The following is a 12,337-nucleotide window of genomic DNA, read 5'->3' as shown; positions in this document are numbered from 1 at the left end:
TCCTCGGCACGGGCTCGCAGCCCGTGCCGAGGAGACTCGCTCACTACTACTCAGAAGCGCGGGTGTTCGCCGACCAGAGCCACCCGTACGGCATCGGCATCCTTGGCCTTCTTGACGGTGCCCAGTGTCCAGCATTCGATGTGGCGGGCGGTCAGCACCGCCAGCGCGCGGTCGACATCTTCCGGCGCGACGATGGCCACCATGCCGACGCCCATGTTGAAGGTCTTCTCCATTTCGGCGCGTTCGACCCGGCCGCGCTGCGCGATCAACTTGAAGATCGGGGCCGGATTCCAGGTGCCGCGGTCGATTTCGGCGACCAGTCCGGCCGGCAGTACGCGGGCCAGGTTGTTGGCCAGTCCGCCTCCGGTGACGTGGGCGAAGGTGCGCACATCGGTCTCGGCGATCAGAGCCAGGCAATCCTTGGCGTAGATCTTGGTGGGTTCGAGCAGTTCCTCACCGAGGGTGCGGCCGAATTCTTCGACGTGCCCGGTGAGCGCCATCCGGTCGATGTCGAGCAGCACCCGGCGGGCCAGGCTGTAACCGTTGGAGTGCAGCCCGGAGGAGCCCATCGCGATGACCACGTCACCGGGGCGGACCCGGTCGGGTCCGAGCACCTCGTCGGCCTCGACCACACCGACCCCGGTAGCGGAGATGTCGTAGTCGTCCACGCCCATCATGCCGGGGTGTTCGGCGGTCTCGCCGCCCAGCAGTGCGCAGCCGGCCAGCACACAGCCCTCGGCGATGCCCGAGACGATCTGCGCGACCCGTTCCGGGACGACCTTGCCCACCGCGATGTAGTCCTGCAGGAACAGCGGTTCCGCGCCGGAGACGACCAGATCGTCGACGACCATGGCCACCAGATCCAGGCCGACGGTGTCGTGCTTGTCCATCGCCTGAGCGACCGCGATCTTGGTGCCGACACCGTCGGTGGAGGCCGCCAGCAGCGGTTCCCGGTAGCCGCCCTTGAGCGCGAACAGTCCGGCGAATCCACCGAGACCGCCTTGGACTTCGGGCCGGGTGGCCTTCTTGGCCAGCGGCGCGAACAACTCGACTGCGCGGTCGCCCGCCTCGATGTCGACACCGGCGGCGGCGTAGGACGCGCCTCCGGATTGGGCCTCCTGGGCTCCGGTGTCGTTCACACCGGCGCCACTCGGGGTCTGCTCAGTCATTGTTCGGGAAAGCTCCAAACCGAATCGGCGGATAGATGCCTGATCACGCTACCGGAGCCGGATAACAATGCTGCACCGGTATTGGCCTGTGCGTACGGATTCGAGGCTGGCGTCACAGCAAACCATTGACATACATACTGTATGTAGGTAACTCTGGGAGGCGTACCCACCCCGCTCCGAAAGGCCTGTCATGGGAATCAGCACCAGCCTCGGTCCGATTCGGCACGTCGACCTCCCCGGCGGCCGCCTCCGCTATCACGACACCGGCTCCGGCGCGCCGGTGGTCTTCGTGCACGGTTTGCTCGTCAACGCCGATCTGTGGCGCAACGTGGTGCCCGGTCTCGCCGCAGCCGGTCATCGCTGCCTGACCCCGGATTGGCCCTACGGCGCCCACTCCATCCCGATGCCCGCGGCCGATCTCAGCCCCACCGGCGTGGCCGATCTGATCGCAGCCTTCCTGCGCGAACTGGACCTGTCCGATGTCACGCTGATCGCGAACGACACCGGCGGCGCCATCACCCAGATCCTGCTGTCGCGGGACCGCAGCCGGATCGGGCGCGTCGTATTCACCAACTGCGACGCCTACGACAAGTTCTTCCCGCAGCCGTTCACAGCTCTCCCGGCGTTGTCCCGGGTGCCCGGCCTGCTGACCGCCGGCCTGCAGGTCTTCCGCTTCCGGCCGGCCCAGCGACTTCCGGTGGGCTTCGGCCTGGTCACCAAGCGCCCGATACCACCGGAGATCGCGGATTCCTATCTGCTGCCCAGCCGCCGTTCGACAGCCATCCGCGCGGATCTGCGCCGCTTCCTGCGCCATATCCACCCACGCCACACGCTGGCCGCCGCACGCAGCTTCCCCGAGCTCGACCTCCCGGTGCTGCTGGCCTGGGCGCCGGAGGACACGTCGTTCCGGATCGAGTTCGCGCAGCGCCTGGCCCGTGATCTTCCCGATGCCACCTTGCGGACCATCGACGATTCACTGACCTTCATCGCCGAAGACCAGCCCGAGTTGCTCACCGAGATGATCGTGGAGTTCACTCGGCTGCATGCCACGCCGTAGCCAGGAGGACAGATCACGCAGCACGCGGGCGGGCCTGGAGGCGGCCGGGCGACGACTGTTCGCCGAACGCGGATACACCGCGGTCTCGGCCGAGGAGATCGTCGCCGCGGCAGGCGTCACCCGCGGCGCGCTGCACCATCACTACGGCGATAAGCGCGGACTGTTCGTCGCAGTGCTGGAACAGCTGGAAACCGACAACACAGCGGAGGTCCGCGGTGCCATCGCGGCCCTGCCCGATCCGAACGATCTGATGACAGCCATGGGAATCGGGCTGCACACCTTCCTGACCATCAGCCGGCGGCCGGAAACCGTGCAGATCGCCATGTCCGACGGGCCGGCGGTCCTCGGCTGGCAGCCGTGGCGGGAGATGGAATCGCGCTACGGGCTCGGACTCATTACCGATCAGCTGGAACGAGCCGTGCAGGCCGGACTCGCGCCCGCACTCCCCGTACGCACTCTGGGACAACTGATTCTGGCCGCGGTCACCGAGGCCGGCATGATCGTGGCCCACGCCCAGGACCCGGAAGCGGCCGGCGCGGAGGCCGAACAATGTGTCCTGGCCCTGGTCGCCGGGCTCCTCGCACCGGGCGGCGCGGAACCCGACGACGCCGGCTGACTCACCCGAATCCGGCGGGCCGGCCGCTCAGGGACGGCTCAGCGCATTCGCATTCACGTTGTTGCTCAGTAGTTCCGCTTCCGGCTTTCCGCTGAGCATGCCCTCCAGCACGTTCTTGCCCACCGCGGCCTCTTCGGGCAGCGGGATCGGGTACTTACCGTCGAAGCAGGCAGCGCACAGCCTGGTACTCGGCTGCTCGGTGGCGGCGACCATACCGTCCAGCGAGATGTAGCCGAGGCTGTCGGCCCCGATGGAACGCCGCACGTTCTCCACCATCGCGGCCTCGGTGTCCGCTCCCTCGGGGAGTTCGGGACCGGCGCCGTTGGCGATCAGCTCCGCACGCGAGGCGAAGTCGATGCCGTAGAAGCACGGCCACCGCACCGGCGGCGACGCGATCCGCACGTGGATCTCGAGGGCGCCGGCCTCACGCAGCATCCGGATCAGCGCGCGCTGGGTATTGCCGCGCACGATCGAATCGTCGACGACGATCAGGCGCTTACCGCGGATCACATCGCGCAGCGGATTGAGTTTGAGCCGGATCCCGAGCTGGCGGATGGTCTGGCTGGGCTGAATGAAAGTGCGCCCGACATAGGCGTTCTTCATCAGGCCCTGCCCGTAGGGAACTCCGGAGCCCTGCGCATACCCGACCGCGGCGGGGGTGCCGGATTCCGGCACCGGAATCACCAGATCGGCGTCGACGGGATGCTCGGCGGCCAGCCGGCGGCCGATCTCCACCCGAGTGGCGTGGACCGAACGCCCGGCGATGGTGCTGTCCGGCCGGGCCAGATAGACGTACTCGAAGACGCATGCCTTGGGTTCGGGATTGGCGAAGCGCAGCGACCGCACCCCGTCCGCGTCGATAGCCAGTAGTTCACCCGGCTCGATATCGCGGACGAACGACGCACCGACGATGTCGAGCGCTGCGGTTTCACTGGCAACCACCCAGCCACGCTCCAGCCGGCCCAGGCACAGCGGCCGCACCCCGTGCGGATCCCGTGCGGCGTAGAGGGTGTGCTCGTCCATGAAGGTCAGGCAGAAGGCGCCGCGCAGCGTCGGCAGCAGTTCCATCGCCGCCTGTTCGATGCTCTTGTCGGCCGCGGCATGCGCCAGCAGGGCCGTCATCACATCCGAATCCGAGGTCGCGCTGATCGACTCGCCCGGCAGCCGCCCGTTGATCAGGCCCACATCGCGGGCACGCGAAGCCAGCTCCGCGGTATTGACCAGATTGCCGTTGTGCCCCAGCGCGAGCCCGGTACCGACTGCGGTGGTACGGAAGATCGGCTGCGCGTTCTCCCAGATGGTGGAGCCGGTGGTCGAATATCGACAGTGACCGATCGCGATATGCCCCGGCATCGCTGCCAGCGTCTGCTCGTCGAAGACCTGTGAGACCAGGCCCAAATCTTTGAATACCAGCACCTGTGAGCCGTCGGCGACCGCGATACCAGCCGCCTCCTGCCCGCGGTGCTGCAACGCGTAGAGACCGTAGTAGGTGAGCTTGGCCACATCCTCGCTCGGAGCCCAGACGCCGAAGACGCCACACTCCTCACGAGGTTCGTTCTCGGGCTCGTCCACAGGCGCGGTCCGGTTAATCGACAGGTCGGCGTTGGTCACCGTTTGCTCCCTGTTAGTCGGGCGGGGGGCACCACATATTCTACGGGTCGTCCGGCCGAAACCTGCGCGCGGATCAGCCGGGTGGCAGGCTGTTTGCTGCTACGGTTCGAGCGTGTCGACTACGGACAGTGCAGCACAGCGCCGGAATCACCGGCGGCTGACCCCTATTCGGTGGATGTTCCCGGTCGCGGTGGTCGCCCTGATTTCCGGGCTGCTGGGTCTACTGTATCTGGACTACGTCGTCGACCCGGAACGGAATCTGCACGACTTCCCGATCGCACTGGTCAATCAGGACGTCGGCGAAACCATGGGTGCTCCCGGCCAGGAGCATCGGGTGAACTTCGGCGATCAGGTCGCCGACGGGTTGCGCCAGGCCGTGCCCGACGACAAGTTCGACCTGCGGGTACTCGGTCCAGCCGAAGCACAGCAGGGCATGCAGAACGGGCAGATCTACGGTGCCGTCGTCATCCCGAGCGATTTCAGCAAGCGGCTGGGCATTCTCGGAGTCGGCAGTATCGTCCCGGGAGATATCGAACGGCCGATCATCACCCTGCAGACCAATCCGCGCTCCGGTGCGTTCACCACCCAGATCGTGTCCCGCTTCGGCGAACAGGCGCTGCCTCAGGTCAACGATCAGGTCGGCGCGCAGCTCCTCGAACAGGTGCAGGCGCAACTGACTCCGCCCGAGGGCGGGTCCGGTCCCGAACTGTCCGGTGCCACTCGGATCGCACTGCAGAATCCGTTGCAGATCATCGTGCAGGAGTTCCATCCGCTCCCCGGCGGTTCCGGTGAAGGGCTCACGGCGTTCTTCTACGCACTGCTGTTACTGCTGGCCGGCATGGTCGGCGCGATGATCGTGCACACCCTGATCGATTCCACGCTCGGATTCATCCCGACCGAATACGGTCCCTGGTACGTGCACTATCCGCCGACGCCGGTGTCGCGACTGCGGACACTGCTGATCAAGTGGGGCGTAATGGCCGTGGCCGCGGTCGCGGTCTCCGGCATCTTCGTCGGTGTCGGCAGCGCCCTCGGGATGCCGATGGACAACCCACTGGGTCTGTATCTCTACGGCGTGCTGGCGATGATCGCGGTCGGCTTCACCGGGATCTCCATCCTGGCGACCATCGGTTCGGCCGGGCTGCTGGTGAACATGGTGCTGTTCATCGTGCTGGGCCTGCCGTCCTCCGGTGGCACAGTGCCGATCGAGGCGACCCCCGAATATCTCGGCTGGCTGGCCACCTTCGAACCGATGCACCAGGTGTTCCTGGCCGTGCGCTCGCTGCTGTACTTCGGCGGTAACGGCGCCGCCGGCTTCACCCGCGGCTTCTGGATGACAGTGCTCGGCCTGGCGATCGGGGTGGTTCTCGGCCTGGTCGCGACGCGTTTCTACGATCACAAAGGGTTGGAGCGCAAGCCCGTCAACCGCACCGCCGCTCCCGCCACCGCATCCTCAGACCGGCACGAGGGGTAACCAGCGGGCCAGCTCACTCGCCCGGATCCCGGAAATGCTCAGCGCGCCGGAGTGCACCGCGGCGTCGTAGTCGAGCAGGCCGGTGGCCAGTAACAACCAGGTCCGCGGATCGGCTTCCACGACGTTCGGTGGCGTACCGCGAGTGTGCCGGGGACCTTCGATGCACTGCACCGCGACGAACGGCGGCACCCGGACCTCCACGGAGGGCCCCGGTGCGGTCGCCGCCAGGCTGCGTGCCGTCCCGCGTACCGCCGCCGCGAGCAGGGCGCGTTCCGGCTTCGGCGCCGACTCGTCACGCAGCCAGTCCGCGATCGCCAGCACCGAAGTGCGCACCTGCGCCGGGTCCACAGCCGATTGTCTTGCCATGGCGCCGAGCGTAGTGAGCGGCGCCGATCAGTGCTCGCGCACGCACGCTCAGCGGTCGCGCAGCACGCGGGCCAGGCGCGGGGCGAGCGCGCCCCCGGCGTTCAAGGCCAGATGTGCCGACGCGGGCGCGGCGACACCGCCGGTGCGGCGCCGCAGCCACGAGAACACCGCTCCCCCGACGGTGGTCGCGATCACCGTGCCGATGACGCTATCTCCCGCGGTCCGCGCGGGGCGGATGTGCCAGAGCCCGAAAACCACTGGTCCACACCATTTTCCCGCCGACCCCAGTGACCACGCGAGCAGTGGATCGAGCGTGCCCCGGAAGATCGTCTCCTCGCTGTAGACGGTCCCCAGCGGGATGTGCACTCCCACCCATTCGGCCGTACTCACCTCCGGTGCGCGCGGTACGACCTCGGCCATCCGATCCCGGATCGGCGCAATCGCCGCGGCGGCCGCGTATACCGTCCCGGTCAGCGCGAAAGCCCCTGCACCCCATTGCAGGCCACGAGTCGAGCACCACTCCCCGCGCCCGTCGAAGATCCGGCAGTATCCGGTCGCGAACGCCGCGTTGGCAATCGTGCGTCCCCGGATGCCGAATCCGGTGCGAGGGAGTACCACGTTGCTCCACAGCACGGCCGTGCCGGCGGCCGCCAGAGTCCGCGCGATCATCGGGCGCACCGCCTCACTTCACCGCACGTTCGTAGGCTTCCGCCAGTTCCAGCTGTAGCCGAATCTTTTCCTGCAGTTCGGTATTCCAGTCCGGTGGCGGTAGTACCGCCGCCCATCCGTCGAGCACCAGGGTCCCGTACCGGTGCCCGTGTCCGTCGCTGACGCCCTGCGCATTGGTCAGATCGGCGGCCACCTGCCAGAAGGTCACCAGCGGCCACCAGCGCATCTGTGTCGATACGTCGGCTCCGCGCGGTTCGGAGAGCCAGGCCGGCCGGGAGAAGGCCAGATCCGGCGACCACCACACGATCGGGTCGGAGGAGTGTTGCAGGTAGGCGATGCGCGGCCGGCGCCACTCCGGGGAGGGTTTATGCAAATCCGCTGCGTTGGAGGCGAAACGGACGATCAGTCCATCGGCGTAGACCGGCTCCACCTCACGCGTCCCCGGATCCCGCCGCGCAACGATCTGTTCCCACAACCGATTCGAATTCGGTGGACCGACCCACAACGCGCCGTCCACCTTCGAGCGCAGGTCGGCCATGCTGCCGAATGCCGCCTCGGATCCTTGCGATCCCAGGCTTTCGCCGTAGACCAGCAGTTTCGGTCGGGTCTGCGCCGGCCGCGCCGACCACGCATCGTATACCGCGTCGAACATCCTCGATCCGGCCGCGGCGACCTTCTGCCGGTCGGCCAGAAACGACAGCACACTGGGCAGATACGAATACTGCGATGCCACGATGGCGGTGTCGCCGCCGTACATGTATTCGATCGCGGCCGCGGTGGTCGAATTCACCCAGCCGGTTCCGGTGGTCGTGACGACCACAAGCACCTTGCGATCGAAGGCATGGGTGCGTTCGAGTTCGGCGACCGCCAGCTCTTCCTGAGTCTTCCCCTCCGGTGCCGATCCCAGGCCGACATAGACACGAACCGGTTCGCGCGCGGGCTTTCCCGTCACCGCGCCGATCCGGAATGCGTCCGGACCGTGCGAAACGAACCAGCGCCCCTCGGATCCGAGGGTGTCCCACTCGGCCAGCGAGGCCGGGCTCCCGGAGCGGTAGGGGTCGGTCGGCTGCACCGCGTAGGAAGTTTCCTTGTCGTTGCGCACACTGAATGCCGAGTTGGCGAGGTTGATCAAGGCCTGGGACAGCACGCCGTTGAACAGCAGCACGGCCACGACTGCCAGCACGACCGCACCGACGGTGGGGGCGAGCTTCGGTGGCACCCGCACCCAGCGGCTCAGCAGCCGGGCGACCACCCGCACCAGCCACCGCACCGTGCGGTAGATCGCCACCACCAGCGCGGCCACCGCGAGGCTCAGCGCACCGGTGCGCAGATAGGCGGCGCGGGTGGTGCCTTCCATGTCCATCAGGTGATAGATCTGGTGCTGCCAATCCGCCGACAGCACCAGCATGTACAGCGCGGACAGCACACACAGCACCAGAATGGTCACCTTCACCGCGTACCGGATCCGCAGCGACGGTGTGCGATAGTTCAGGCGCGGCCGGACGAGTTTACGAAACCCCCACTCGAGCAGGCATCCGGCGCCGTATCCGATCGCGGCATTGAGACCACTGATCAGCCCTTGGAACAGCCAGTCGCGTGGCAGCAGCGACGGCGTCACCGACCATCCGAAGAAAACGGTGGCCGAGATCAGACCCACGTAGTTGAGCGCGATGATGTCGTCTTCGACGCGCCGCAGTAGGCTCAGACCGCGCCGATAGACCACAACGCCGCGCGTGCGCAGCGTTGTGAGAGTCTCGGCGGTATCGAGCACCCGACAAGTATGGCTGTCCCCGCCCGGAATCCGGGGGAGCTCCGAACGTGAAACAAGCAACTGACGAATCGGGAATTACCTACGGCACTCGAGTAGTTCTACGCGCGTGCAGGACGGCGCGGCATCGCACACTCGACAGCATGAGTGACAACAACGCCCAGCAGAAGAGCAGCCCCGCGTTCCTGGCTCAGGCCGCGATCGCCTTCGGAGTGAGCTTCGTCGCCGCCACCGCCGGCATCATCTATCTGCCCCTGGATATCTGGCAGCGCGGATTTCTGCTGATGACCACACTGTTCATGGTGTCCAGCGCCTTCACACTGGCCAAGGTGATCCGCGATCAGTTCGAATCGGGCCGGGTCACCGCGCGGATCGACGATGCGCGGATGGAGAAGTTGATGGCCGAGCACGATCCGTTCCGGGTGTGAGCGGCCGCCCCGGAATTCTCCGGAGCGTCACCTCGGCTGCACGAGGCCGATACCCGCGCGGTCCACAGTGGAGTCATGAGCGGCAACGACCGGAAGTCCGGGCAGCTGATCGTCTCGGTGTCCGGGATTCGCGACACCACAGTCGACGAGGTGGACACCTTCGCCGCGGAGTTGGACAGCCGCGGCGTACGGCTGTCGCTGCTGGTGGCACCACGGTTGAAGGGCAAATATCGGCTCGCCGGAGATCCCCGCACCCAGCAGTGGCTGCGCGGGCGCCGCGAGGCCGGTGACGCGATCGTGCTACACGGCTACGACCAGGCCGCCACCACCAACCGCCGCGCGGAATTCGCCACCCTCCCCCAGCACGAAGCACGCCTGCGGCTCACCGCCGCCGACCGGGTGCTGGAACAGACCGGATTGCGCACCAGACTGTTCGCCGCCCCGCGGTGGACGATCTCCGACGGCGCACTGCGGGCGCTGCCCGAGGTCGGTTTCCGGCTGGCCCTGGCGGCGACCGTCATCCACGACCTGGAAAGCGGTACGGCACAACGCTGCCGGGTACACGGACTCGGCGAAGGACTGCGGGCCGAACCCCTCCGCTGCAATGCGCTGGTACTGAGCGCCGGCCGGATCGCGCGGCGCGGCGGCACGCTGCGCCTGGCGATCTCGGCACCACAACTGTCCCGCCCCGGACCACGCCAGGCGATGCTGGACGCGGTGGACTCGGCACTGCTACACCGGGCAGTCCCCGACATCTACCGCTGGCGACCGTTCCAGCTACCGCACGCGGCGTAATCGCCGCCGGATCGCCTACTTCGCGGAAGCGCCGAACAGCTGGGGCAGCGTGCCCTCGTGGGCGGCGCGGAGTTCGGCCATGGTGGCCGAGAACTGGCCCTGCACCTCGACCGAGTCCGAGCCCTGATCCACCACACCGATACGCATCCACGGCAATTCGCGAGCTGTGCACATCTTGGTGAAGCGGGGCTCTTCCGAGCGCGGCACCGCGACCAGGACGCGCCCTGCGGATTCGGAGAACAGGGCGACGAACGGATCGTCACCCTCGGGCAGCACGATGCGGCAGCCGGTTTCACCGGCCAGCGACGCCTCCACGACGGCCTGGAACAGCCCGCCTTCGCTGAGATCGTGTGCGGCGCTGATCATTCCGTCGCGCGATCCCGAGGTCAGCACTTCGGCCAGCAACTGCTCGCGGGCGAAGTCGACCTGCGGCGGCACTCCACCGAGGTGATCGTGCTCGACCTGCGACCAGATCGAACCGTCGAATTCGTCGCGGGTCTCACCGAGCAGGATCAGCGACTCACCGGGCTCGCTGCCGAACCCGGTCGGAATCCGCCGGTGCACATCGTCGATCACGCCCAGCACGCCGACAACGGGGGTCGGCAGGATCGCGGTCTGCCCGGTCTGGTTGTAGAAGCTGACATTGCCGCCCGTCACCGGAATCCCCAGGGCCACACAGCCGTCCGCCAGACCCCGTACGGCCTGCTGGAACTGCCACATCACGCCCGGATCCTCGGGCGATCCGAAGTTCAGGCAGTTGGTGACGGCCTTAGGGGTGGCGCCGGTACTGGCCACGTTGCGGTAGGCCTCGGCCAGCGCCAGCTGGGCACCGGTGTACGGGTCCAGCTTGGTGTAGCGGCCGGAGGCATCGGTGGACAGCGCGATACCGCGACCGGATTCCTCGTCGATGCGGATCACGCCACCGTCGGCGTGTTCGGCCAATACGGTGTTGCCGCGCACGTAGCGGTCGTACTGCTCGGTGATCCACTTGCGGCTGCACAGTTGCGGGCTGGACAGCAGCTTCAGCGCGGTGGCGCGCAGTTCGTCGCCGGTCTTCGGTCGAGTCAGCCCCGACGTGGTGTCGGCGACCAGCGCGTCCTGCTCCTCCGGACGCTGCACCGGGCGCTCGTAGACCGGGCCCTCGTGGGCGACCGTGCGGGGCGGCACATCGACCACGGTCTCGCCGTGCCAGTTCACCAGCAGGCGGTCGCCCTCGGTGACCTCACCGATCACGGTGGCCAGCACATCCCACTTGCGGCAGACCGCCATGAAGGCATCGACGTTCTCCGGCGTCACGACCGCACACATGCGTTCCTGCGATTCGCTGGAAAGCACCTCGGCCGGAGTCATATTCGCCGCACGCAGCGGGACCTGATCCAGGTCGATGCGCATGCCGCCATCGCCCGCCGCGGCGAGTTCCGAGGTCGCACACGACAATCCGGCACCGCCCAGGTCCTGGATACCGACCACCAGGCCGGCGTGGTAGAGCTCGAGGCAGCACTCGATCAGGACCTTCTCGGCGAACGGGTCGCCGACCTGCACACTGGGCAGCTTCTTGCGGCCGGAGCCGGACTCGTCACCGGAGAAGGTGTCCGAGGCCAGGACCGACACACCGCCGATGCCGTCGAGGCCGGTACGGGCGCCGAACAGCACGATCTTGTTACCGGCGCCCGAGGCGAAGGCCAGATGCAGATCCTCCACCCGCATCACACCCGCGCACAGCGCATTCACCAGCGGGTTGCCCTGATAGGACGCATCGAAGACGGTCTCACCGCCGACATTGGGCAGGCCGAGCGAATTGCCGTAGCCGCCGACACCGCGCACCACACCGTCGACCACACGCCGGGTATCGGGATGGTCCGCGGCGCCGAAACGCAACTGATCCATCACCGCGATCGGCCGCGCACCCATCGCCATGATGTCGCGCACGATGCCGCCCACGCCGGTCGCAGCGCCCTGATAGGGCTCGACATAGGACGGGTGATTGTGGCTTTCCACCTTGAAGGTGACCGCCCAGCCGTCCCCGATGTCGACCACGCCCGCGTTCTCGCCGATGCCTGCCAACATAGAGGCACGCATCTCGTCGGTGGTGGACTCACCGAAGTAGCGCAGGTGCACCTTCGAGGATTTGTAGGAGCAGTGCTCACTCCACATCACCGAGTACATCGCCAGTTCGGCGTCGGTGGGGCGGCGGCCCAGAATGTCGCGAATACGGGCGTACTCGTCGTCCTTGAGCCCCAGCTCCTTGTACGGCTGCGGGGTATCCGGGGTGGCTGCGGCGGCGCTGACGGTGTCGACGTGGACAGTCACGGGTGGCTACCTTGGTCCTTTCGGCCGGGCAAACGTGCAGCTACGCGCTCCGGCGCTGGAGTGTGAGACACAAT

General features: G+C 67.3%; 11 protein-coding genes. 5 read left to right on the top strand and 6 right to left on the bottom strand.

The genetic code is table 11. The features are described 5' to 3' along the window. Positions 1-50: 50 nt before the first annotated feature. Positions 51-1,169, bottom strand: coding sequence for a phosphoribosylformylglycinamidine cyclo-ligase (gene purM, locus NV2_RS17975; RefSeq protein WP_067875375.1), 1,119 nt, complete (start codon positions 1,167-1,169; stop codon positions 51-53). A gap of 190 nt (positions 1,170-1,359) precedes the next feature. Here purM and NV2_RS17970 point away from each other — a divergent pair, with 190 nt between their 5' ends. Further along, positions 1,360-2,226 (top strand): alpha/beta fold hydrolase, encoded by an 867-nt coding sequence (locus tag NV2_RS17970; RefSeq protein WP_067875372.1) that lies wholly within the window; start codon positions 1,360-1,362, stop codon positions 2,224-2,226. Then, a complete protein-coding gene (locus NV2_RS32705) occupies positions 2,213-2,842 on the top strand; it encodes a TetR/AcrR family transcriptional regulator (RefSeq protein ID WP_067875370.1) in 630 nt (209 codons plus the stop codon). Before NV2_RS17970 ends, NV2_RS32705 begins: the two co-directional genes overlap by 14 nt. 27 nt (positions 2,843-2,869) lie before the next feature. Here the strand turns inward: NV2_RS32705 and purF are convergent, their stop codons facing one another. After that, positions 2,870-4,453, bottom strand: coding sequence for an amidophosphoribosyltransferase (gene purF / locus NV2_RS17960; RefSeq protein WP_067875368.1), 1,584 nt, complete (start codon positions 4,451-4,453; stop codon positions 2,870-2,872). A gap of 112 nt (positions 4,454-4,565) precedes the next feature. Between purF and NV2_RS17955 the strand changes: the two genes are divergently transcribed. Further along, positions 4,566-5,927 (top strand): YhgE/Pip domain-containing protein, encoded by a 1,362-nt coding sequence (locus tag NV2_RS17955; protein WP_444980694.1) that lies wholly within the window; start codon positions 4,566-4,568, stop codon positions 5,925-5,927. On the opposite strand, the gene NV2_RS17950 is transcribed toward NV2_RS17955, so the two are convergent. The 3 genes from NV2_RS17950 to NV2_RS17940 are packed head-to-tail and all read right to left on the bottom strand — an operon-like array spanning position 5,907 to position 8,733. Further along, entirely contained in the window at positions 5,907-6,293 is a 387-nt protein-coding gene (locus tag NV2_RS17950) for a sterol carrier family protein (RefSeq protein WP_067875362.1), read from the bottom strand. The two genes, NV2_RS17955 and NV2_RS17950, sit on opposite strands and share 21 nt — an antisense overlap. Positions 6,294-6,341: 48 nt before the next feature. Further along, the gene (locus NV2_RS17945; protein ID WP_067875360.1) at positions 6,342-6,962 is read right to left on the bottom strand and encodes a CPBP family intramembrane glutamic endopeptidase; all 621 of its coding nucleotides are present in this window, start codon (positions 6,960-6,962) and stop codon (positions 6,342-6,344) included. Positions 6,963-6,975: 13 nt separating this feature from the next. Continuing rightward, entirely contained in the window at positions 6,976-8,733 is a 1,758-nt protein-coding gene (locus NV2_RS17940; protein WP_067875357.1) for an alpha/beta hydrolase, read from the bottom strand. 140 nt (positions 8,734-8,873) lie between these two features. Between NV2_RS17940 and NV2_RS17935 the strand changes: the two genes are divergently transcribed. Together NV2_RS17935 and NV2_RS17930 are read left to right on the top strand one after the other, a co-directional pair. Further along, positions 8,874-9,158 carry a YiaA/YiaB family inner membrane protein gene (locus NV2_RS17935; protein ID WP_067875355.1) on the top strand — a complete coding sequence of 95 codons (285 nt, stop codon included), beginning with the start codon at positions 8,874-8,876 and terminating at the stop codon, positions 9,156-9,158. Positions 9,159-9,233: 75 nt separating this feature from the next. Continuing rightward, positions 9,234-9,953 (top strand): DUF2334 domain-containing protein, encoded by a 720-nt coding sequence (locus NV2_RS17930; protein WP_067875352.1) that lies wholly within the window; start codon positions 9,234-9,236, stop codon positions 9,951-9,953. Between the two features lie 15 nt (positions 9,954-9,968). Here the strand turns inward: NV2_RS17930 and purL are convergent, their stop codons facing one another. Next, a complete protein-coding gene (gene purL, locus NV2_RS17925; RefSeq protein ID WP_067875350.1) occupies positions 9,969-12,263 on the bottom strand; it encodes a phosphoribosylformylglycinamidine synthase subunit PurL in 2,295 nt (764 codons plus the stop codon). Between the last annotated feature and the right edge of the window lie 74 nt (positions 12,264-12,337).

The sequence above is a fragment of the Nocardia vermiculata NBRC 100427 genome (genome assembly GCF_001613265.1).
Lineage (GTDB): Bacteria > Actinomycetota > Actinomycetes > Mycobacteriales > Mycobacteriaceae > Nocardia > Nocardia vermiculata.
This window is presented reverse-complemented; position numbering and strand designations above follow the sequence as displayed.